Annotated in this window: 20 protein-coding genes; 18 read left to right on the top strand and 2 right to left on the bottom strand. The window is 40.5% G+C overall.

The features are described from left to right. The first annotated feature begins 59 nt into the window (after positions 1–59). The 4 genes from CL176_RS12250 (at position 60) to CL176_RS05840 (ending at position 2,154) form a co-directional block, all read left to right on the top strand. Positions 60–203, top strand: a complete 144-nt coding sequence (locus CL176_RS12250) for a LysM peptidoglycan-binding domain-containing protein (RefSeq protein WP_162890848.1) — start codon at positions 60–62, stop codon at positions 201–203. A 39-nt stretch (positions 204–242) separates the two neighbouring features. Beyond that, positions 243–614, top strand: a complete 372-nt coding sequence (locus tag CL176_RS05850; RefSeq protein WP_118990453.1) for a LysM peptidoglycan-binding domain-containing protein — start codon at positions 243–245, stop codon at positions 612–614. A 9-nt stretch (positions 615–623) separates the two neighbouring features. Then, positions 624–1,553: an N-acetylmuramoyl-L-alanine amidase family protein gene (locus tag CL176_RS05845; protein ID WP_118990452.1), complete on the top strand. Its 930-nt coding sequence runs from the start codon at positions 624–626 to the stop codon at positions 1,551–1,553. Between the two features lie 145 nt (positions 1,554–1,698). Further along, on the top strand, positions 1,699–2,154 hold the full coding sequence (locus CL176_RS05840; protein ID WP_118990451.1) for a hypothetical protein: 456 nt from the start codon (positions 1,699–1,701) through the stop codon (positions 2,152–2,154). Positions 2,155–2,230: 76 nt separating this feature from the next. Here the strand turns inward: CL176_RS05840 and adhE are convergent, their stop codons facing one another. Together adhE and CL176_RS05825 are read right to left on the bottom strand one after the other, a co-directional pair. Next, positions 2,231–4,873 carry a bifunctional acetaldehyde-CoA/alcohol dehydrogenase gene (adhE, locus tag CL176_RS05835; protein WP_118990450.1) on the bottom strand — a complete coding sequence of 881 codons (2,643 nt, stop codon included), beginning with the start codon at positions 4,871–4,873 and terminating at the stop codon, positions 2,231–2,233. Between the two features lie 246 nt (positions 4,874–5,119). Continuing rightward, positions 5,120–6,628, bottom strand: a complete 1,509-nt coding sequence (locus tag CL176_RS05825) for a DUF1846 domain-containing protein (RefSeq protein ID WP_118990448.1) — start codon at positions 6,626–6,628, stop codon at positions 5,120–5,122. A gap of 103 nt (positions 6,629–6,731) precedes the next feature. Between CL176_RS05825 and CL176_RS05820 the strand changes: the two genes are divergently transcribed. From CL176_RS05820 to CL176_RS05760, 14 genes are all read left to right on the top strand, one after another. Then, a complete protein-coding gene (locus CL176_RS05820) occupies positions 6,732–7,589 on the top strand; it encodes a bifunctional 5,10-methylenetetrahydrofolate dehydrogenase/5,10-methenyltetrahydrofolate cyclohydrolase (protein ID WP_118990447.1) in 858 nt (285 codons plus the stop codon). Between the two features lie 83 nt (positions 7,590–7,672). Continuing rightward, positions 7,673–9,859, top strand: coding sequence for a PTS sugar transporter subunit IIABC (locus tag CL176_RS05815; RefSeq protein ID WP_118990446.1), 2,187 nt, complete (start codon positions 7,673–7,675; stop codon positions 9,857–9,859). Between the two features lie 213 nt (positions 9,860–10,072). Beyond that, positions 10,073–11,104, top strand: coding sequence for a DNA/RNA non-specific endonuclease (locus CL176_RS05810; protein WP_118990445.1), 1,032 nt, complete (start codon positions 10,073–10,075; stop codon positions 11,102–11,104). A gap of 184 nt (positions 11,105–11,288) precedes the next feature. Continuing rightward, complete coding sequence (locus tag CL176_RS05805; protein ID WP_162890847.1) at positions 11,289–12,236, top strand: magnesium transporter CorA family protein; 948 nt, start codon at positions 11,289–11,291, stop codon at positions 12,234–12,236. Positions 12,237–12,624: 388 nt separating this feature from the next. Continuing rightward, positions 12,625–13,920 (top strand): hypothetical protein, encoded by a 1,296-nt coding sequence (locus CL176_RS05800; protein ID WP_118990443.1) that lies wholly within the window; start codon positions 12,625–12,627, stop codon positions 13,918–13,920. A gap of 324 nt (positions 13,921–14,244) precedes the next feature. Then, the gene (gene istA, locus CL176_RS05795; protein ID WP_118990442.1) at positions 14,245–15,732 is read left to right on the top strand and encodes an IS21 family transposase; all 1,488 of its coding nucleotides are present in this window, start codon (positions 14,245–14,247) and stop codon (positions 15,730–15,732) included. Beyond that, positions 15,726–16,487 (top strand): IS21-like element helper ATPase IstB, encoded by a 762-nt coding sequence (gene istB / locus CL176_RS05790; protein ID WP_118990441.1) that lies wholly within the window; start codon positions 15,726–15,728, stop codon positions 16,485–16,487. Before istA ends, istB begins: the two co-directional genes overlap by 7 nt. A gap of 193 nt (positions 16,488–16,680) precedes the next feature. Continuing rightward, positions 16,681–17,472 (top strand): ParA family protein, encoded by a 792-nt coding sequence (locus CL176_RS05785; protein WP_162890846.1) that lies wholly within the window; start codon positions 16,681–16,683, stop codon positions 17,470–17,472. Next, positions 17,469–18,362 carry a ParB/RepB/Spo0J family partition protein gene (locus tag CL176_RS05780; RefSeq protein ID WP_118990439.1) on the top strand — a complete coding sequence of 298 codons (894 nt, stop codon included), beginning with the start codon at positions 17,469–17,471 and terminating at the stop codon, positions 18,360–18,362. The genes CL176_RS05785 and CL176_RS05780 overlap by 4 nt, the downstream gene beginning before the upstream one ends. 244 nt (positions 18,363–18,606) lie before the next feature. Next, entirely contained in the window at positions 18,607–18,822 is a 216-nt protein-coding gene (locus CL176_RS12245; protein WP_162890845.1) for a hypothetical protein, read from the top strand. Positions 18,823–18,831: 9 nt separating this feature from the next. After that, a complete protein-coding gene (locus CL176_RS05775) occupies positions 18,832–19,233 on the top strand; it encodes a hypothetical protein (protein ID WP_118990438.1) in 402 nt (133 codons plus the stop codon). Next, positions 19,234–20,445, top strand: a complete 1,212-nt coding sequence (locus CL176_RS05770) for a replication initiator protein A (protein WP_118990437.1) — start codon at positions 19,234–19,236, stop codon at positions 20,443–20,445. 140 nt (positions 20,446–20,585) lie between these two features. After that, positions 20,586–23,060: an SEC10/PgrA surface exclusion domain-containing protein gene (locus tag CL176_RS05765; RefSeq protein ID WP_118991577.1), complete on the top strand. Its 2,475-nt coding sequence runs from the start codon at positions 20,586–20,588 to the stop codon at positions 23,058–23,060. 142 nt (positions 23,061–23,202) lie between these two features. Beyond that, a complete protein-coding gene (locus CL176_RS05760) occupies positions 23,203–24,378 on the top strand; it encodes a hypothetical protein (protein WP_118990436.1) in 1,176 nt (391 codons plus the stop codon). Positions 24,379–24,461 lie beyond the last annotated feature (83 nt).

The following is a 24,461-nucleotide window of genomic DNA, read 5'->3' as shown; positions in this document are numbered from 1 at the left end:
ACTTAAGTAAACCTGATCCAACAACTCAACCTGCTGTTCAAGAGACACCAGCAAGCACCGTGACTACTACGCTTCAAGCGAATACAGGGCAAACGACAATAGCGAATACTGCCTCTGGCTCGGTCTATACAGTTAAACCGGGTGATTATTTATATCGCATTGCTAATAATTATGGGGGCACCGTAAACGAACTAAAACAATGAAATAATTTATCATCAAATTATATTTACTCTGGTGATCAATTGCATGTAGCCACACCAACAACTCAAGCACCAGCAAACAATCAAAGTGTACCTCAACAAACAGCGAATCAAAGCCACGCAACGAACAAAACTTATAGGGGCGACTACTTAAATCGCATCGCCCAACAAAACGGCGTAACCGTTGCCCAGTTAAAACAGTGGAATAACTTATCTTCCAACTTAATCCACCCTGGCGACCGCCTAGTTGTCTCTGCGCCAAGTTCTACACAAACAGCGACATCAGCGCCTCAAACAACGCCAACGACACCAGCAAGTCAACAAACACCGGCGAAATCCTATACTGTCCGCCCAGATGATTACTTATATCGCATTGCTTCAGCAAACGGTGTAACGGTTGAGCGATTAAAGTAATGGAGTAACTTGTCGTCAAATTATATTTACGCAGGTGATAAACTGATTGTTAGCCAACCAACAGGTTCAACTTCTTCAGCAAATACGTCGAATGCGACCCGTCTAGTGGCTCCAAGCGTTCCATCAACTGAACAACCATACGTGAATGGTACAGTTAGACAAGTTAATTATGATGTGAAGATTAACGATCAAAACCAGCCATTCTTGACAAGCTTAAGCGCTGGTGGACGTCAATTGAGTACTAACGACTACTTCAGCCAACTTTTCCGCGTAAACCGTGAAGTAACGCAAGGCGGGACAACTTATCTTGAATTAGTGAATGCTAATGGTCATATCGCCGGCTACGTACCATTTGGTTCAGCCCTTCAAGTACCCCAAGCCGTTAATGTTATTTATCTTGATGCAGGACACGGTGGTCGCGAAACAGGCGCGGCGAACCGAGGTGTTGCCGAGAAAGATTTAAACTTAAACATCACGCATCAATTAGCGAATTGCTTAAGACAACAAGGTTATGTAGTTCATGAAACACGTACAACAGATGCCTACGTCGACTTACGTGATCGCCGGAAAGAACCAAACCAAATTATGCCAGACGCCTATATTAGTATTCACCATAATGCGATGCCTATTCCAGGAACAGCTCAAGGGATTGTAACGCTATACCACGATCCATCAATTGATGAGCCAGGCTACCGTACAATACCACATCACCATGGTACGAATATTATCCCTGAAGGACGTCGTTTATCACAATCGATTCAGAATGCTTTAATTCGTGAGACAGGGGCACGTGACATGGGAGCACGCCCACAAAACTTACACGTAACGCGTACAACAGACGTACCAGTTACCTTGGTAGAATTATGCTTCATGTACCATCACGCCGAGTTTAACCGCATTACCGATCCAACCTATCACAGAAATTGGTTCAAGGTTTAGTCAATGGAATTAATGCCTACTTCGGCAAAACTCGCTAAGCCATTCTAGTAAGTCACTGCTTCGGCAGTGTCTTTTTTCGAACATATTTCTTAGAAAATTAATAATTATGTGATATGATAGACTATATTGCAGAGGAGGTATTGGAATGAGCCAAACAGTCTACACCAATTATTGGATTAACAAACGGGATAACGTCCGTAAGGAGCACGGTTCCTATAAAACAGAAGAAGAAGCGCTGAAGGGAATCGAGACTTGGTGGGAACTTCACAAGGAGCATTATAAAGATGTCCAACATGTTCGCACGAATTCTGGTGCCTTAGAAATTCTCTATGATGACGATAATTATGTGTACCGTATCGAAGAAAGAGAAATCGAAGGGGAGTTACCAAGTCGTTCCTATCAGAAGTTGAGCCCAGGAGAAATCGAAGCCAAACGCAAGCAGCTTGGCCTAGATGACGAAACTTACTTATTTGATGAGTTAGCTGAACCTTACCGCGATCGCCTGCTAGTAACCATGGCTGATGGCAAAAAGGTGAAAGAATGGGTCTACAACGTCAAGGGACAACCCGTTGTCAAAGTCAGTGAATATGGTAAAGTTTAATAGTCAAAAACACGTCCCTCGAATTATATCGAGCGACGTGTTTTTTTATCTGGGTATTATTTAGGGGGATAACTGATTATTTAATGCGGCCTGGGCGTTCTTTATAGCCGTAGTAAGCGTCTGACATAATCTCTTTCATATCTGCCACCACAGCTAGACGTGGATTCACTGGCGTACATTGGTCTTCATAAGCAAGGAAGGCTAATTCATCTAAGCTATCTTCCCATGCTTGTTCATCAATGCCTTGATCTTTAAAGTTCATTTGAATACCGACGCGTTCACCTAAGTCATAGACAGCTTGTGCAAGCGATGCTACTCCTTCTTCAGGCGTTGCAGCTGGTAAGCCGAGTAGGGCAGCAACCTTTTGGTATTTCTTATCAGCATGGTAGTAGTTGTATTTAGGCCAGTTTGACAACTTAGCTGGCTTCGTACCATTGTAGCGGATAACATACGGTAAGAGAATCGCATTGGTACGTCCGTGAACGGTATGGTGGATACCACCGATTTTGTGAGCCATTGAGTGAGAAATTCCTAGGAAGGCGTTCCCAAAGGCCATTCCTGCCATGGTTGAAGCATTATGCATCTTCTCGCGTGACTCAAAATCTCCCTCTTTTACAGAGCGTTCTAAGTATTCAAAGACCATTTGAATCGCTTGTAGGGCAATACTATCTGAATAGTCATTTGACATAACTGATACATAAGCTTCCAGGGCATGGGTTAGAACGTCCATACCTGTATCGGCCGCAATATGTGCGGGTACACTCAAGACCAAGGCTGGGTCAATAATCGCGACACTCGGTAAGAGAGAGTAGTCCGCTAAAGGGTACTTGCGGTTGTTTGCTTTGTCAGAAATAACGGCAAAGGGTGTCACTTCAGCACCTGTCCCTGAAGTTGTTGGAATCCCAACGTATTTAGCTTTCTCACCTAAGTCAGGGAAGCGGAAGGCACGTTTACGGATATCCATAAATTTCTGAACTAAATCACGGAAGTCAACTTGTGGTTGTTCGTAGAAGAGCCACATAACTTTCGCCGCGTCCATTACCGAACCACCACCGAGGGCAATAATCGTATCAGGATTAAAGCTCCGCATTGCTTCAGCACCTTTTTCAACGGTTGTAATATCTGGATCGGGTTCTACATCTGAGAAGACTTCAATCTTCACAGGGTTTTCACGGGCTTCAAGCTGTTGGACAATTTTTTCTAAGAAACCGAGCTCAACAATGGAATGATCCGTGATAATCATTGCCCGTTCAATCCCACTCATCTTCTGTAAGTATTGGATTGAGTTGCGCTCAAAATAGATCTTTGGGGGCACTTTGAACCATTGCATATTGTTCCGCCGACGACCAATTTTCTTAATGTTTAGAAGTTGAACTGCGTTGATGTTATCGCCCACAGAGTTATTGCCATAAGAACCACAACCAAGGGTTAGGGAAGGGATGAAGGCATTGTAAACATCACCAATTCCACCAAAGGTAGAAGGAGAGTTCCAAATAACACGAATCGCTTTAACTTTCTCACCGAAGGTTCTAGCAATTTCATCATCATCCGTGTGAATCGCTGCAGAGTGACCTAGTCCATTAAATTCAACCATTTGGCAAGCTTTCTTAATGCCATCTTCCGTTGAATCAGCTTTCAAGATCGCAAGCACTGGTGATAATTTCTCACGCGTTAATGGCTCATCTGGTCCGACCTTACTTACTTCAACTGCAAGAATATTCGTATCCTCAGGTACTTCAAATCCTGCTTGTTCAGCAATCCAGTGGGCAGATTGACCAACCATTGTTGCGTTTAACTTCGCATCATCCACATTATCTGAATAGGCAGTGACACCGAAGGCAAACTGTTCAATCTTAGCTTTCTCATCTTCATTGACGAAATAAACCCGGTATTCTTTCATTTCTTGAACAACGTCATCATAAATTTCTTCATCGATAATCGCTGCTTGCTCTGAAGCACAAACCATACCATTATCAAAAGCTTTACTCAAGACAACATCATGGACAGCTTGCTTTACATTAGCCGTCTTCTCAATATAAGCTGGCACGTTTCCGGCACCAACCCCAAGTGCTGGCTTACCGCAAGAGTAGGCTGATTTAACCATAGCGTTACCACCGGTTGCAAGAATTGTAGCCACTCCGTCATGATTCATCAAAGCATTCGTAGCATCCATTGATGGTTGCTCAATCCATTGAATACAGTTTTCTGGTGCTCCAGCTTTCACAGCTGCTTCATAGACAATCCGCGCTGCTTCAATTGAACATTTCATAGCGCCTGGGTGGAAAGAGAAGATAATTGGATTACGTGTTTTCAATGAGATTAAAGATTTAAAGATAGCTGTTGAAGTAGGGTTTGTCGTTGGTACAATCCCACAAATAACCCCAACCGGATCGGCGATATACGTTAAACCATTAATTTCATCCTCTTCAATCACGCCGACGGTCTTCAAATCTCTTAAGTAATTTGTCACATGCTCACAGGCGAAAAGGTTCTTGGTTGCTTTATCTTCAAATACACCACGGCCTGTATCTTCCACTGCCAATTCTGCTAAGTAACCATGTTGGTCCAAAGCAGCCACCGAAGCTTTGGCGACGATATAATCAATCTGTTCTTGATCTAAGGCCATGAAATCATCTAAGGCAATGAGAGCTTTCTCGACCATTTGATTTACATTTTCCTCAGGTGTAAGTTCAATTGTTTCATTTAATTCTTCTGTCATCTGAATTGCTCCTCCTTTTTTTATTACACCCATATGTTAACTTATTCACAAAGTTTTGTAAAGGGTTTTTTCAAAAAAAATTATTGTTCATGAAAATGAAAACGCTAACACATATGAGGTTAAGAGATTTTTTAAACAAAAGTTTTTTGCCTAAGTCTGGGCAAAAAGGTTTTACATGTGCGCTGCATGTGTTTCAATTCACAAATAAATATAAAAAAGAGCCCATTGGACTCTTTGCTTAAGCACTTATTGTTGGAAGAAATTTCTTTTGCCGTAGATAGGATCATTGGTAATATTGATGCCGAGTCGCTTCAAGGTCTGTTCATTCTCAGAGTCGAGAATATAGCTCGCATGGGCTTGGCAATTCTCTAAATGAGGGAGTTGCTCATAAGCCAATTGTGCCGACGGATTTGTCACCGCACTGATGGCCAGAGCAATGAGGATTTCGTTGGCAGTTAAGGTAGGAATCCGACTATGTAAGGCATCTTCTTTCAGTTGCTGGATTGTATTTAAGATTGTCGGTGCAAGTAAATCGATTTGATCATTAATATTCGCCATAGCCTTTAAGCTATTGACGATAATTGAAGCCGAGGCGTCCATTAGGGGAGAGGTCCGACTGGTAATAATTTGCCCATCTGGTAATTCCAGAGCAATGACACATTGATGCTCATCCGTTGCCAGGCGCTCTTGTAAAGTTTCAGCATAGGCTCGAGCGGGCTGAACAACTTTACGATCCGTAGGCTGCAGGCCACTTTCTTCCATAAGAATTTGCATACGTCGGCGCACTTCATTATCGTACAAGCCTTTCTTAAAAGCATTCTCTATAGCGAAATAGCGTCGGATAATTTCTTGATTCGCTGCTTTAATAACAACTTCTTCATCCGTAATACCAGCTTTAATACAATTAACGCCCATATCTGTGGGTGATTGGTATACGGCTTCGCTATCGGTCACCATCTCAAGAATGCGTCGGACGACGGGGAACATATTAATGTCACGGTTATAATTGACCGCCACCTCACCATAAGCGTCGAAGTGGTAACTATCAATCATGTTAACATCATTTAGTTCCACCGTTGCTGCCTCATACGCTATATTTACCGGATGCTTTAAGGGAAGATTCCATACCGGGAAGGTCTCGAATTTCGCATAGCTGGCTTTCAGGCCACGTCGATGCTCATGGTACACTTGGTTTAAGCAGGTTGCTAATTTCCCGCTATTAGCTCCCGGAGCAGAGACGACTACAATTGGCTTCGTTGTTTCAATATAAGGATTTTGGGCGAAGCCTTCTTCTCCAAATAGGGTATCCATATCTGCAGGATAGCCTTGAATCGCTCGGTGGGTATATACTTTAATGCCTCGATTCGTTAAATTTTTAATAAAAACTTTTGAATTCGGCTGACCAGCGAAACGCGTTAATAATACGCTATTGACCGGAATGCCGTATGCATGATACTCATCAATTAAACGCAGGACCTCTTCATTGTAAGTAATCCCATAGTCATTGCGCACTTTATTATTTTCGATATCTTCAGCATAAATACAAATAATAATTTCAACTTGTTCCTTCATCGTTGCGAGCAACTTCATCTTAGCATCTTCATCAAAGCCAGGTAGAACCCGTTTAGCGTGCTTATCGCCGATAAGTTTCCCCCCGAACTCTAAATATAGTTTATCGATTTCCTTAACGCGATCTAATATTTGTTGCGATTGTTCTTGTAAATAACGCTCTGTATCAAAGCCTATCGCTTGCATGTATAACCACCTCGAAATTAAGATTTCTTTTTGTCAGCTTTTATTGTATCATTAATAGCGTTTAGATACACTTAAAAGTATGATTAATTATTAGGAGGCAATCATGACATTTATTCTTGACGGGAAAAGCTTAGCCCAAGAATTAGAGGCAGGTTACGCAAAGGAAGTAGCAGACTTAAAGGCAACGGGAGCGACGGTGCGTTTAGCAATTATTACCGTTGGTGATGACGATGCGAGTAAGGTTTATGCACGCTCAAAGCAGAAGAAGGCTGAGGCCCTTGGCATCGATTTTAGAGCGATTCACCTAGACGACGCCGAGAATACTCAAGACGTTCTGGATGCGGTGTACGCTTTAAATCAAGATCCAGGAGTAAGTGGTTTCATGCTACAATTGCCACTTCCAGATCAATTTGACACCCAAGCCATTGTGAACGCCATTGATCCGATGAAAGATGTTGACGGGCTCACCGCCTATAACTTAGGTGCTTTAATGCAGGGCGAGGCTCATTTTGTCGCGTGTACCCCTAAGGGCGTTATGACTTTATTAAAGCACTACAATATCCCCATCGCTGGCAAAAAAGCAGTGGTCATCGGCCGCAGCCAAATTGTTGGACTACCTTTAGCCCAACTCTTACTTAAGGAGAATGCGACGGTTACAGTGATTCACCGCTCAACCAATCATAAGCAAAGAATTATCGAAAGTGCGGATATTGTCATTTCAGCCACTGGACAAATTGATCCGATTGATGTGGCATGGATTCGTGATGATGCGGTGGTGGTTGACGTCGGTACCAATCGCGGAGCAGATGGTAAACTGCGCGGTGATCTTGATTTATCGGCTTTAGAGGGTCGCGTTCAAGCTCTCACTCCTGTACCCGGCGGAGTAGGGCCGATGACGATTGCGACTTTGATGGAACAGACGATTCAAAGTGCCCGTGCACATATGTCCGAAGAAATGTAAAAAGCACCAATAAATAGCGCTTTCAAATCCCAGCTTTCTATGCTAATATTATGGCATCACACTATAGATAGGAGTTGGTATTGATGGCAAAAGCTACAACGAAAGCCGAGTTGCGCGAGCAGACCGGACAGAATAAAGTCTTCGGTATGTTGCAACAACTCGGTCAGACATTTATGTTGCCCATCTCGTTATTACCTGTAGCCGGTTTGTTACTAGGGATTGGATCTTCCTTTACAAACCCTACAGTTATTGAGATGTACAACTTAGGAGGAATCCTGCATGAAGGAACGTTCTTATTCGGCTTCCTCTCCATTCTGGCAGACGCCGGTAATGTTATTTTTGGGAACTTAGGTTTACTGTTTGGTATTTCAGTTGCCTCCGGACTTGCTAAGACAGAGAAGGGTGTTGCATCACTTTCCGCTATTATTGGTTACTTTGTTATGTATGCGACAATGACATCTACCTTGCATAATTTCCGCGATGTGGAAGCTTTAAGTCAGGTTCAAGGTCTGATTACAAATTACTTAGGTTTCGAAAATACAATGAACTTAGGGGTTATTGGTGGGATTTCGATTGGTCTAATCGTAGCGAATTTACATAACCGTTACTACACCATTGAACTACCCGAAGCTTTATCATTCTTCGGGGGAACACACTTTATTCCAATCGCGTCGTCCCTTGCTGGGGTTGCCTTAGGGATTATTATGGCTTTTGTGTGGCCAATTGTTTCTTATGGCTTCTCAACTTTAGGTGGCTTTATTAGTGGACTAGGTATCTTTGGTATCTTCTTGTACGTTTATATTTACCGTGCTTTGATTCCATTTGGCTTACACCATGTTTTCTACTTACCATTCTGGCAAACAGCCATCGGTGGGACAGCTGTCGTCAATGGAGAAACAATTGTCGGCGCACAGAATATTGTTTTTGCCCAATTAGCCGCAGGGGTGCCGATTGATTCGCACGCTGCTGCCCATTTCTCCTACATGTTCCCAGTTATGCTCTTTGGTATTCCAGCAGCATGTATCGCCTTATACCAAGCAGCTTATCCAGAGCGTAAAGCTGATGTTCGCGGTTTTTATACATCATCTGGTTTGACATGTTTCGCAACGGGGATTACCGAGCCGATTGAATTCGCCTTTGTCTTTGCTTCGCCAGCTATGTACTATGGGGTTCACTGCGTGCTCTATGGTATCTCAGGTGTCTTAGTGTACTTACTAGGTGCTGGAGTTGGGTTAACCTTCTCTGGAGGAGTGATTGACTTTGTTCTCTACGGCATCTTGCCTGGTAACCATATTACAGGTTGGGTACCTGTTCTGCTTGTTGGTCTTGCGTTCTTCTTCTTATACTACTTTATCTTCCGTTGGGGCGTTAACAAATTCGACTGGAAAGTCCCAGGTCGTGAAGATGATTTAGATTCTGAAGCCCTTGTCTTTGAAGGAGTTTACGAGGACTTAAACGAAAGAGAACAACGTGCTTACCGCATCGTATCTGGTCTAGGTGGTGCCAACAACTTAGACAGCGTCTCCAACTGTGCTACGCGTCTACGGGTGAAAGTGAAAGATGGTAGCCTCGTGAATGAAAGTATTCTGAAAGGAACAGGCTCATCTGCCGTTGTAGTCAATGGGGATAATGTTCAAGTTGTCTATGGTACAACCGTCTCTAACGTGAAGACGTCCGTCGACCAACTGATTGACGAAGGGAAAGCCCCGCGTGAAGCCTATGCTGGCGGCGACGATTTAGACGCTGAAACAGAAGTTCATACCAATGAAGGTGCTCAAACTACTGAGAACCTTGAAGCAACTGATCTTAAGGTCATTGAATTTCTTGCGCCTGCATCTGGTCAAATTGTCGATATTCACGACGTCGACGATCCAGTCTTTGGCCAAGGCTTAATGGGCGAAGGCTTTGCGATTCAGCCTACGAATGGAGAAGTTCACTCACCAATCGCCGGTGAAGTGATGATGGTCTTTGATACTAAGCATGCCATCGGCATCAAAAATGCTGAAGGCCTGGAAATTCTCATTCATATGGGAATCGATACCGTTGCCTTAAACGGCTCAGGCTTTACCGTTCATGTCCAACAGGGTGACCAAATATCAGCAGGGCAAGCTTTAGCTGATATGGACTTAGCTTATATTACTGAAGAAGGTAAAGCGACTGACATCATTGTAGCCATGACCAATTCGCAAGATGTTCTGGTAGAGTCCATGTTGAAACGTAACGAATCAGTGAACTTAGACGAGAAAATCGGTGACGTGACCATTCGTTAAGTTGAATATTGCTAACTATGTGAGCGAACGCTAATGTGTTCGCTCATTTTTTACGCTTATCATTGTTGGGGGTGGTTGACTTTTCTTCCTTTTCAACTTAAGATGACACAATACATCTAAATCCTCTGATATCGTCGCTAGCAGGAGCAAAGGAAGTCATACTTCGATGGGAGGCAGGTTGATGAGGAAATACCAAGGGTGAGGAGTTTACTGATGCACCGCTTTAACAAATATTTACGAACACTTTTGCTGTTTCTGTCAATGCTAGGCTTGATGTCTACGAATGTTGGCGCACAAGAACAAGTCATTGATGCTTCCGGATTTTCGGTTACGACCCAATTACCTGAAACGGCGCCAAAAGTCCCGGAAGGAAAGCACTATGTTACCGTCAACAACAATATTCCTTATTTTACGAATGAAGATATTACGGCATTGGATCCCTGGATTGAATTTACTCATTTGGACGCTTATGGACGGGTTGGAGCAGCCAATGCACTCTTGAATGAAGACTTACTTCCGGCCCAAGTCCGCCAAAGCAATTCCCAAATTGAACCGACAGGCTGGCAGCAAGCGAAATATGGGAATGAATGGTTATATAACCGCTGTCACCTTATTGGTTATCAGCTTATTGGTGACGGAAGGCCAGAACTGAATTTAATGACGGGTACACGTCAATTCAATGTCAATGGCATGGTACCTTTTGAAAATACGGTGGCAAGGGCTATCGAATCTGGCTTAACCGTGCGTTACCGGGTTACGCCTTTCTTTGAGTACGGCAATCTCTTAGCTAGTGGTGTATTCATGGAAGCTTTCTCCATTGAGGATAATGGGGCAACTGTTCAGATGAATGTTTATGTACCTAATGTGCAAGAAGGTATATCCATTGATTATGGCACTGGAGCAAATTCAAATACGCAACAGTTAGCCCAAAGTATTAGGCAAGCCATCCCACTTCAAACGGAGACTGAATTATACTACAGTTACAACCGGGATGGTGCTATTGGTGATAGAAAACAAATGCTGGAAACACCGCCAGCAACGGACGAGGCGAAGCAATCAGCTTCAACAATTGCAGAAACACCACAAGAGGCAAGGTACATTGCGAATATGAATACGATGAAATTCCATTATGCCCATTGTGACAGTGTAAAGCAAATGGCAGAACATAATAAACTTCCTATGGATAATTATGACGAATTAATTGCGCGTGGCTACGTTCCATGCAAACGATGCAATCCGAGATAAGCCAAAGGGATAAAGGTTTGTTATGTGTCTAAATTAATAACAATTTTATCTTAAGTGATATAAATATTATCTTAACGAACGCTCCCTTTATCTTTTTTATTAATCCGGTTTTTAGCTAGGTTTCCTAGATTTTTTATTTAATTTAGGTATACTAATGTTATCAACAACAGAGATGAGGTCGCCCATGCTTAATAAACATATTTACGAACCGCACACGCAAGACTTACCTTTTAAGATTTATGAACTGGTGAAACCGTCAGAAGAAACCATCCAAGGGGTCGCAGACCAACTGGATATACCTCGTGACTTTATCACTAGCGGTTTAGACCCATATGAAATTGGCCGTTGGGAGACCTACACGAATAGTAAAGGCGAAGAATATGTACTATGTGTGGCAATTTTCCCTTATACGGTTAATGCCCAGGAGAAAGATCAACATTTAAGAAACTATTATCAATCCGCACCGATTGCGATTGCCATGAAAGATGATTTGGTATTAATTACGTCCAGCCGTTCTATTACCGAATTGTTCCCCAGCATTGACACATCCTTCCTGAAACTGGATAAAAGTCCCCGCGGTGTGTTGACAACCATTCTTTGGGAGATTGCCCACCTATATATCGACTATTTGAAGGAAATGGATCGACTCATTCAGGAACTAGAAGAAGACGTCACCAAGACTACCAATAACACCATCTTTTATAAATTAATCGGCCTTAATAAGGGCTTGGTTTATTTCAAGGACGGTATCGAGAACAATCAGAAGGTGTTGACTAGCTTACGTCAACAAATGAATAAAGAGGGCAGTGAAGAAATATACAAAAGTCATCTGCGCGATGTCATGGTCGAGCATCATCAAGCTTTAGGCATGGCCGAAGAACTCTACTTGCTCAATTCAAAAGTCTCCGATATTCTGTCTAATGTGGTGAATAATAACATGAACCAGATTATGAAAATTTTAACCGTTTGGTCGATTTTACTCACCGTTCCAACGATTATTAGCGGTATTTGGGGAATGAACGTTGGTTTACCTATTCAAAATCACCCGTACGCCTTTATTATTTTAAAAATTATCATCGTGGTTATCATGGTAGTTGTCTACCGCTTATTTAAGAAGAATCATTGGATGTAACGCAAGAAAGGACAATTTCCTCTTAAGCATTCGAGGTTTGCGCGGGGTACAATTTGATATGATTAGCCTTGCTCTTATTATTTGCATAATAGACCAGGAAGAGAACGAGTAATTCGCTTTCCTGGTCTTTTTTCTTTATAGAATTTTTCTCAATATAAGCAACTTAAATCGCGCGACCAATTTGTTGCTTTAATGAGGCTCCTATAGCGATTCAAGCAAGTTCACTCGTATTTATATTCATGTAATAAAATCATAAAAATAGATAAAATTATACAAATATGATAGGATGATATTGACAAATTTTTCTCGAATCTGAAGTTTTTTCAGCAGGTTTTGATAAATTTGAATAGATGGTAACGCTTAATATAAAAGAAAAGGGGCAGCAGATATGACGCAGGTTAAAGACTACATAGAGCTCTCGCAAGCACTTGAAAGTGGCCAAAAGGATATTGAAATCATTAACTCTATTGGCGCACCGAACGGGATTAAATTGAATAAAGGGCAATCACTTAAAGGCAAAGACAGCAATATCTTACTTAGTTTTATTAATGGAGACGGTATTGAGTTAACCGGTGACAATGACGTAGCGAATCTTTCGATTCAAACGGCACCGGCTCAAAGAGCAATTTACGTAGATTCTATGGAAGAAGACTTAGGTACGGTTACATTAAACAATCTCACCGTCACTGGGATGGTTCAAATATTAACCAGAGGGAACAATAAACGTTTAAATCTTGAAGTCGATGAGCTGGATATTATATCCGCAGATGCTCGTAATTATCCTGAAAGGCCAATGAAATATGGTGTAAATGTCTACCAAGGCGCTTTCACTGTGTACAATTTTAATCCAGTTGATGGCAGTTTAATCAACTTTAAAGGGAAAGGCATTCGCATTGGTCGCAAGAATGCACCCGTATTGGGGAGTGGGCTTTTCGTATCTGGCTTTAATGAGGAAAGTGGGCCAGTCGAAGTAGAATATTTAGAAACAGAGGATATCTACGTTAATGGTATGATTCCTAAAGGGCAACCTAATTTAATAACTGGAGCTATCTTTATTGTTTATGGCGCCCGCGCTAAGAAAATTGTCTCACATGGTGTCGTTGAAACTTATGGGAATAATGACATGGTTCTCGATGTTTGGGGCCATGTTGACGACTGGTTAGTTGAAAATACCGTGACAAGTTATGGACCAAGTGGTATCGGCTTTGTTAACTTTGGTACCGTCGATAAATTTAGAGCGAATAAGCAAATTGCCACTTATGGTCAAGGAGCTAGAGGATTCAATCAATACGATGGAACAATTGGCGAAGCTTATTTTGAAAGTATTAAAACCGTTGGCGATGGATCCATTGGTATGCAGTTTAGTAAACCTGTCGGGCAGATAACAGTTGGTGATGTGTCTACCACTGGATCGACTGGCCAAACTTTAGTTCAAGGTGAAATTGTAGAACTTGCTGCTGATGGTATATCTGTGCTTGAAGGTGGAGAAATTGATCATTTAGAAATCCTCAGAGATATTACCACTGAAGGCGAAGGCGTATCTTCGTACCATGTAAATGGTGGTAAAGTCAAAGAGTTGAAAGTTGGTAATGAAATCATCGCTCAAGGAGGAAACTCTACCGAAGTCACAATTGAAAATGGCGGAGAGTCAGACCTTGAATCTATTCAAGCGTATATCGGTTAAGTATTATCGTTGAAGTAGAATCAGCTACAGGTACAGCCCAAATGATAGTGGTTTGTACCTGTTTTTTTATTCTAGCAATATAGGTGTTTCTGTAGGTATTGGCCATTAAGCTAAAATATCTATTTTTCGGATAATATATAGTGCGTAAGCCCTTTCATATTATTTTAAAGGCTAATTATTATATAAAGATTAAGAAGTTTAGCCCTTTATGTTTGTTGTAATCTAAAAAGGGACCACCTTCGGGGTAAATTGCTATTCAAAAAGGGACCACTTGCCATACCTTCCCATCTATAATAAACGTATTATAGATGGAGGTGCCAAGGAGTGATTCGTATCAATAAAGAATTCGAAGTGATTCACCGTTTTAGAAATGGGGAATCCATTAGGAAAATTAGCAGAGACATGGACATTGATAGAAAAACGGTTCGAAGAATAAGGGATCGATACCAAGCAGGTATAGATGCTTTGGATGACGCTCAAAATGAGAAAGAAATCGAAGCAGCAACCGAGCAATTAGTCTTAGAAAGAAAATATGATACTTCCAATCGGAAAAAAAGAACCTTTACACCAGAGGTGGAAGCTAGAATGAGCGAGTTACTGGAAAAAGAAAGAGAAAAGGATCGAAGGCTAGGACCTCATAAACAAGCACTAACGGCTAAGGCTGTTTATGAAATCCTAGCAGAGGAAGGGTATGCGATTAAATACCGGACAGTCGCTCATTACTGGTCAAAAATGAAAGCGAAAGCTAAAGAGGCTTTTATCAAGCAAAATTATGCATTGGGTGCACGGGTGGAGTTCGATTTTGGAGAGGTCAAATTAGAAATTGAGGGCGTGGTTAAAACCTATTATCTCGCTGTGTGGGCTAGCCCTGCTTCAGATTATTACTGGGCTTACCTCTATACCAACCAGAAAAAAGCTGTCTTTCAGGATGCGCATGTGCGATTTTTTGAAAACCTGGGTGGGGTGTATGCGGAGCTTGTCTATGACAATATGAGAAATGTGGTCACTCGTTTTATTGGGCGTAATGAAAAGGAGCTAAACCCCCAACTCATCCAATTAGCCACTTATTATGGGTTTAATATTAATGTCACCAACTGCTTCAGTGGGAATGAGAAGGGAACAGTAGAGAGTCGTGTAAAGCATGTCAGACAAAACTGTTTCACCAAAAAATATCAATTTCAATCTTTAGATGAAGCTCGCCAGCACTTGGAAGAGTCCTTACGGACTTTGAATCAAGAGAGTCGTTTGGAAGAAGAAAAAGGCCACCTTCTTAAATACCGTCCTCCCTTTGAACTGGCAGAACTTTGTCAGCTCAGCGTCACAAAGTATGCCACGATTCATTATCAGAAGAATCAGTATTCTGTCCCTGACTACTTGGTAGGGCAGCGAGTTCAGATCAAGGCTTATGCCGATTATCTCGTGGTTTATGCCAATGAACAAGAAGTGGCCAGGCATAATAAAATAGAGGGTTCCCATGGGTTTCAGCTTGATATCAGTCACTATATCAAAACCCTCAAGAAGAAACCTGGTGCTCTGGAACACTCGCTGGTTCTTCAACAAACCCCCGGCTTGGAAACACTCTATCATAAATATTATAGCGGACACCCTAAAGAATTCATAGAACAACTTGAGAAATACCATAGCCTCAGTGGAGAGGCTTTGTGCCAGCAATTGGCCTATGATCAGTTGGTGCAACGTGTCACAACGGAAAATGAGGGTGTTCCTAAAAATCAGGAGGCGATTCTTCATCAGACAGAAGCAACGCTCCATCAATTGAATGCTCTCTATGGTTTGGAGGAAAGCTTATGTTAACAATCGCAGAAGCCGCTAATGAACTAAAACTTCCCTATCTGAAGGAAAATTACCAACACCTGCTCCTGGAATATACGAGTCGCGGACTGGATTTGGAAGAAGCCCTCACAGAGATATTGACAGAGGAGGTGGAACAACGTCGAAATCGAAGCTATCAAAGAAGGGTTCGACAGGCCAAGTTTAGCCAAAAGAAGTACCTGATGGACTTTGACGAGAAAGTGTTTAAGGAAGGTGTTCGCCAACAACTACGCGAATTAAAGACCCTGAATTTTATTCAAGAGAAACAGAACGTCATTCTTATTGGCAACCCTGGAACAGGGAAGACGCATTTTAGCATTGGTCTTGGCATGGAGGCCTGTTTGCAGAATTATAATGTACAGTTCGTAAATGCCCCAAATCTTGTCATTGAATTAAGAGAGGCCGTCACGCAAAGTCAATTTTATCGTTTCAAACAGCGATTAAATAAGGTCGATCTCTTGATTGTCGATGAATTAGGTTATTTATCCTTTGATGAAGCCGGGGCTGAGCTTCTGTTTAATCTTCTTTCTAATCGGATGGGAAAGGGCTCTACAATGATTACGACGAACCTTACCTTTGATCGCTGGCAGGAATGCTTTAAAGACCCGAACTTAACGGGAGCCCTGGTGGATCGTTTAGCCTTTAAGGCGCATGTTGTGGACATGCGAGGGGAGAGTTATCGGATGAAGCAGACCAGTGCCTGGAAGGAGGCGCAAGCCAGCCAAAAGGAGGTATGAAACGCTGAGACACTTTCTTCTTAACTAACTTTTCAAAAATTAGCCTAAGCCGTTACATTGACCCAAAAGGTGGTCCCTTTTTCAACGGCAAGATGGTCCCTTTTTCACTTGACATATACACTTTAGTCATTTTGCTAGAGGGCTACATTTTTATCTATTAATAATACTTTTTCTAACATTAAAGAAGAATGATGTGATTATTTTGACACCGAAAATAATAGCAATTGCTAACCAAAAGGGTGGTACTGGAAAAACTGCGACTACCATGAACTTAGGCTACGCTTTAAGTGAAGAAGGGAAGAAAGTATTGGTGATTGACTTCGACCCTCAACATAACTTAACTAATTATTTGAGTGACGAAGAACATGATTTCACAATTTCCGAAGCTATAAGCAAAGAACTGATGGGTGCTTCCTATCCAAGAAGTCCTATTTACAATTACGAGGAAAACCTTGATTACATTCCTACTAACCTCAATTTGTCAGCAATCGACATGCAGCTAATAACTGCTAACGCAAGGGAATATATACTTTCTGATATCCTGACTAAATTAGAGGTGCGAGAACACTATGACTATGTTATTATCGACTGTATGCCTGCTTTAAATACCTTACTAATAAATGTTTTGACAGCTGCCGATTCGGTGATAATACCTGTTGAAGCAAGCTATGGAGCATTTGAAGGGCTTGAGCAATTATTTACCTATGTTAATATGGTGACCCAAAGACTAAACCGAGGGTTAACGGTGGACGGCATTATTTATACCAAAGTGAATAACACTAAGATCGCCAATGAAGTTAGGGAGCGTTTAAAAGAATACTACCCTCAATTGCTCTTTGATAATGAAATCAAGGAACTTACCGAGGCAAGAAAGTCCTATGCTGAACGCATTCCTTTAAGCAAAATGCAAGGAAGCCGACTAGCTAGTGATTATGCCAATTTAGCGAAAGAGCTAGTTGAGCAGGAAGGAGCATTGATAGAATGATAACCATTGAATCGATGTTTCAATTAGAAGAAAAAGCGTTGGATTTGCGGGAATTAGATGTAAATTTAATCGATCCCTATCCTAATCAACCATTCAAGCTCTATACAGAAAACAAACTAAAAGAATTGGCTGAAGATATTGATAGAAATGGTCTAATTAATCCCGTTATAGTCCGACCAATAGATAATAAGCGCTATCAAATGTTAGCAGGGCATAACCGACTGAACGCATTTAAGCATTTAGAAAGAAATAAAATCCCTGCCTTGATAAAACCTTGTTCCGATGAAGAAGCAATGATAATCGTCACTCAATCAAATCTTTTGCAAAGGCAAAAACTATCTAATAAGGAAAAAGCTTTCGCCTACAAAATGAGGCAAGACGCTATGAGAAGGCAGGGAAAAAGAAGCGGCAGTAAAGACAAACCTTATTCATCATTAGAGGAATTATCCAAAACAGAAAAAGAGTCAAGCCGCACTATAGCCAGATACATTCGGACTACCAAGCTTATTCCGGAACTATTAGACCTCTTCGATGATAATAAAATCTCTCTACCAACAGCTGATCAACTAGCGAGACTAAGCGACGATCAACAAAAAGCATTGTTCGACTACAGCCGAACAATGAAAACAAAAATAAAAACATCGGATGTCAAAAAAATAGCCAAAAACTTTGACCCCACGACACAATTGACGAACTATGATATAGAGGACATTGTTCAATCAAAAGAAGCAAAAAGTGATCAAGAGGCACTATTATTAAACGAGATCGTGAAAGAAATAGAGCGAACTAAGAAAACGCCAATTAGTGACACTGATAGATGGATAATAGAGGAAACAATCAAGATTATACAAAGATTAGTTGGACTCAAACGCAAAATTAAATTACCCTAATAGGTGGAAGAAAGGCGTGATAATTTGGTCGCAAAAATAAATGATTACTTCAGCTCGAAATTTCAATGCCATAAATGCGGACACACAATTGCTTTGCCTCGATATACAGCTCGTAGAAGGAAGAAAGATCACATCAAACATATCTATTGCATAGAATGCAAAGAACGCACGGAACATCAGGAATTGTCCGAAATAACCACTTTGCATGACCGAATTCAATCTGAAAAGAATTAGGAGTTAACAATTGAATAATAGAGGATGCTTAAGCAGCTTGCTTTCCAAAATTATTGGAGCAATCTGCTTATTTTATATTATCGGATTTATCTTTGAAACGCTCGATCATGAAATACCAGACCTATTTTGGGGGATTCCTTTGACGCAAGCATTGTCTAATTTAACACGAACATTTTATTCAGCAGTTAATCACCATTTAAGAGCTGTTGTGGACTTTTTAAGGTAGGGGATTGGCATGATAATCACTGTAAAAGGCATTACGATGGAAATAGGCGAACTTTATGAAAAAGGAATAGTGGGTGAATTATACCAAGAAGTAAATCTAGTTTTTCCGCGTGAAATCATTGAAGACAAAAAATATGAAAACCTAAAGTCTATCGATATACTGCTTTATAGCCTTTTGCTCGGTTTAACTTCCATTTTTGACGCTTTAAATATTTATGACGACCGAGGACAGGCTATGGCTCAAATACCCAATGAATTTCTGCTCCAACAACTGAACATAAGATCTAATACTACCTTGGTGGAATCGAAAAAGAGACTGGCAGAATGTGCATTAATCGCTACAATTCCAACTGGTCGCGGAAATATCTATTACACAAAACACTATGACGAACTAAGAGAGGCGGTGGGCTAAATGAAAGAAGAGGAGCGCGAGTTTAATAAAATATCCCTAAATTCCTACGCTGGTCAGCAGTACTACCAACTTCCAAAACTCTTGGTTCACGGCGAGAAATATAAAAATACTCTGAAATCAGATGACATATTAGCTTACACGCTACTCTACGATCGATTAAGACTCTCTCAAAAGAATAATTGGGTAGATGGGGACGGATATTGCTATTTAATATATACGAACGATCAACTGATGAAAGCATTAAATATTGGTTCTAAAGCGACATTGAATAAAATTAAGAAAAGGCTAAAACAGGTCCAGTTGTTAGAGGAATCAAAAACTGGCAGAGCTAACAGAATCTATTTAGCCTACCCAGAAGCAGCTAGCGAAGAAGACGCAAATTATATCATTGAATTAACAAACCTACCTGAAGATTTAAGTAAATGGAGGGAGGAAGAAAAAGAAAAAGTTTCATCTAAAATGATAGGAAATTGCAACGCAATAAAACAAAAAAATGAAGATGAAGTGGAGGTAGAAAACGATAAAATTGAAGAAAAAACTTCGCCAGAAAACAGACGAAGTACAGAAACTGTACGTCATCTGAATAATGTTGATTTAGAGGCATTTCCAGAAGTTATCCACAGAAATAAAAAACAGATGAAGTACAGAAACTGTACTTCTGAAGTACACAATCTGTACACTAGTAATAATAACTTAGTAATAGATAATTCTATAGATCAATCATTAGATCAAGACGTGCCACAAAATTCTAGCGAAAAAAACATAAATATTTTTGATAAAATTTTAGATGAAAATTCCCCTGAAATGATTCAACAATATTTACGTGATTTAAAAGATCAGTTTCATCCGCAAATTATATTTGCCTTATCATTTTTATCTGACTATGAAAATATCTATGAGTTAGCTAATACCATTCAACGAGCATACACGGATCTGGTCAAAGGCAAGTTCTCTGTAGCCAAAGACTTAGATAACGAATCAAAAAATAAAATACTAGAACTGCTAGTGAGCAGGATTGATCTAGTTGTAGATGATGATTCTGCTTGGGCTATTCATGACTGTCTCCTTAGATCAGCTAGATACATTTACGGCAACAAAATGAAGCGCCCCATACAAAACCATGAGGCTTACTATTACCATAACCTACAAAAAGCTATGGTTGATTGTGTCGTTAAAGAAGCCAATGACCATGTCTACCATAAGAAAACATGATATAAGCGAACATAAGATTAAAAATAAATAAGAAAAAGGGTTGATTACTATGCTTACGGGTAAAAGCTGACTTCATGCCACCGTGGCATGAAGAATAAAATAAAACAAATAGACAGGATTTATCAACTAGGAGGATTAACATGAATAAAAAAATAGTTATCGGTGCCATGTCAGTTGCAGGAGCTATCACAGTGGGGGCAACACAAACAGTAAATGCTGAAGAAGCAACTAAACAACAAGCTGTTATCCAACACACACAAGCGGCTCTAACAGTTGCTCATGAAACGACCCAAGCGGATGTCCAGGCTGCTTACCAAGCGTTACAAACAGCCCAAGCAGAAGTCGCTGAAGTCGAACAAGCAGTAAATCAGATAGAAGCCAAATTCAGTGAAGTAACGCAAGACTACGAAACTGCCAAGGCAAATCAAGCAGAGCTTGAAGCTTTAAATCCAACACCAGAAGCGATTGAACAAGCGGAAGCAAATGTCGCAACAATTGAAAAAGATCTAAAAACATTAGATCAAGAAAAAAATCAACTACAAGAACAGAAAAAAAGCGCTTCAGGTGTCGTTGAGGAGAAACAAGCGGAAGTAACGAGAGCGACCGCTCAAGTTAATCAAACTCAAGAAGATGTTGACCTTGCTAACAGGGAAGTTGAATCTGCTCAAAAAGCCCTTGACGAAGCAAACAGACCGCAAGCGGAAGCAAAAGTTCAAGAAAAAAATAAGGAGGTTAAAAAAGCACAAGAGAATGTCGTGGCTGCCCAAGCTCATCTCGACCAAGCGAGAAAGCATGATGCTAACCGTGTAAACAGCATTAAAAAGGCAAATCAAGAATTAGAAAGTCACCAACAAGAATTAGAGGGAGCCAATAACAAGTTAACTCTTGATAAGACTAACTTAGATCAGAAAGAGTCAGAGTTAAACAAAGCCAATGCTTCCTATCAACAAGCAGAAGAAGCTTTAAAAACGATAGATGTTCCAGTCATTAAAATCACTCAAGAATATCTTGATGCTTTGAAACACTACATTACGGTGGACGATGGTCCCGAATCTACCAAACGAATGATTAAGCTAGCTAAACAATTCGAAAAAGACAATCAGTTCACAGTGAAGGTAGATCCTAACGCACCGAAATACGATGTCACAAACCTTCCAAAAGAAGTTTTAACTGAACTTACCTTATTTGGTGCTAACATTATCAATCAAATAAGGGAGAAAGCAGGTACAGGAAAAGTCTATGTAAGCCAAGGGTCAGTACAATTAGGAAAAGAAGTTTCAAATCGCTACTCGGCAAATAATGAAGACATTTTAAAAACAGGTCATCACCAACCTTCTTTAAGAGGGGGAGCGAATGCTGTTGGTTTGCCAGAAGGAGCCATAGGCGAAGAAATAGCTCCTGATTATATGAAGGGCGAATCCCCTAAATGGAGCTTAGGAGAACTAAAACAGAAGTTGTATGATTCATTTATGCGGTTCATGGTATCAGATACAGAATACCATCACGCTGCAGGGATAGCTAACTATGATATCTTTGAAAGCGACCCACTCGGAGAACCAGAATATTTCGGTTTTGGTGTCTCTGTAACAAAGAACAAACATAATAACTATAGACCTAGCTACCATTTTGTTACAACATCAGAATCATGGGCTAACCATAGAGATTCAACTTTTAACACAACGCCAGTTCCAACAAAAGATGAGAACCAAATTCAAGCGCAATATCAAGAAGCAAGCCAAGCGCTTACTAAAGCAAGAACTAACCGGGATAATGCCAATAAGCAGTATATGGATCAAAAGCAAATGGTTACTAGCCTAACTAATCAGATTAGTAATCTTTCAAATAGAATTGCTAAGTTAAAGCAGATCGGAAATTTGACACCGAATGCTGAAAAGTTGCTCGCAACATCCCAAGATCAATTAGCTAATAAACAAGCGGAACTTGAACAAGCTCAAAAAGAATTGGATTTATTTGAACAAAATCAAGAACAAAAAATCCAACACCTCGCTCAAGCGAAGGAGAAAGTAGCGCCACTTGTTTTAGCTTTAGAAGAAAAGAAAGCTGTATTGAGCGAGAAAGAAAAAGAGCTATTAGCTGCTGAATCAAAGGTGACTGAAATTCAAAAGCAAATCGATCAAATCAAAGAACAACAAAGCAATAAAAAACTAGCATTATCAAAAGCAAAAGATCTTCGCTATAAACTAACTCATTATGACCAGTTATTAGCAGAAGCTAAAGATAATGTAGCAAAAGCTGTTCTAGCTGTAGATAACGTCAAAGCAGAGCTTTCAGAACTCAATACTCGTTTAGCACAAGCGAAGGAGAATGAGACGCAAAAGTTAGGCAACTATACTTCCTTAAATAATAAATACCAAGAACGGATGGCAAAACGTAAGGAAGAACAAGCGTTACAAACACAACTAAAAGAAGATGCTAAGCGCTTAGCTGATTACAAGGCAGAGAAAGCTAAAGATAATAAAACAGCAGAGATTGTCAAAGCAGCTGCTTTACCAGAAACAGGTGAAAGTAGTTATCTAACAGCAACAGCTCTAGCGACGCTATTATCCACTCTAGGCTTAGGAATGATATTGCCACGTAGAAAAAGAAACAGGTAGTAATAATTAAACACAATACAACAAGAAGTTAGTGAACCCAAAGTTTACTAGCTTCTTTTTTATACCTTTAAGGAGGTGAGGCGAGACTTTAATAAGCCTTGTTTCTATAAAATAAATAACATCAATTGAAAGTAGGAATAGAATGGAAATTAAACAGAAATATGCTTTGCGAAAAGATAAAAGATATGGTTTGTGTAGTGCAGTAATCGCAACAGCTTTAATTAGCGGTGTCACACTTCATGCTAATCATGCAAACGCCCAAGAATTAGAGGCCGTTGCCCCTGAAACCACAGAACTTCCCGCTACTAATTTACCTGAAGCGCAACCTGTCCCGACACCTGCCCAAGAAACACTCGATCAAGCCGCGACGGAGGGGACGCAAGGTGCGACAGAGATAGCCGTTGATAATACGCCAGTTGAAGCTGCCGTTGAAACACAAAAAGATAACCTTGTCGTAACTGAAGAAACAAAAGATCTAGGAATCGCTCAATCCGAAGAAGAACTTTCGAATAAAATGAGTGAAATTAAAAAGGATCAAGAAAAACAAGTTGCTGAAATATCTAACAAAGGCAACCAATATCAAGCTGAAAAAACACAGCACGATAAAGAGCTTGAAAAGTACAATAAGGAAAAAGCTCAATATGATCAAGAAAAATCCAAGTACGATAAGGATAAGCAGCAATATGATCAAGATAAAAGACAATTCGACCAAGACCAAAAACAATCCGTAGAAGACCTAAACCAATATAACAACGACAAGAAGATCTATGATCAAGCAGTAGACAAATACCAAAAGGATCTTGTCAAATATAAAGAAAGCAAAAAAGACTATGACCAAGCCAAGATAGAGCATGAGAAAAAAGTCGCTGAAATCAATCAGAAGAATCAAGAAATAGCTGAATACAATCGTAAACAACGAGAAGCCTATCAACTAGCAACTGATAAAAACAAACAAAAAATCGAAGCGGGCTTAAGGAATCCTATCAGACCGTCTTACGGGGCTGGCGAAAGCGGACAATTCACACCTTCAAATTCATGGACTAATTTAAAATCCACAGAAATTGATGGACTTAACGTAGTGGCAACTGGTAGTGTTCATGATTTAAAAGATTTCAGATCCGACTATTACGTTAACATTTCTAGCGAAAAGCCCTTGGATAAAGACTCTATCATTAAAGATATTTCGTTCCCGAATGTTAACATCTTTGCATTAGACGGCGGCAATCTTACAGCGGTATCAAAAAGTCATACCGACAACATATACTTTACTGGAATTGGAAATGCTACTAAAAGATATCGAATAGAGAGTGGTAAGTAGCACCGCATACCAAGAGCTGTAACTTTAGAGTCAGGGGCTGTTAAAGATTTAGATTTTAATATTACAGGATCTGAATCTAACGT

The sequence above is a fragment of the Suicoccus acidiformans genome, assembly GCF_003546865.1.
Classification (GTDB): Bacteria; Bacillota; Bacilli; order Lactobacillales; family Aerococcaceae; genus Suicoccus; species Suicoccus acidiformans.
The sequence above is the reverse complement of the archived record's forward strand: the minus strand, read 5'-3'. Positions and strand labels throughout refer to the sequence as shown.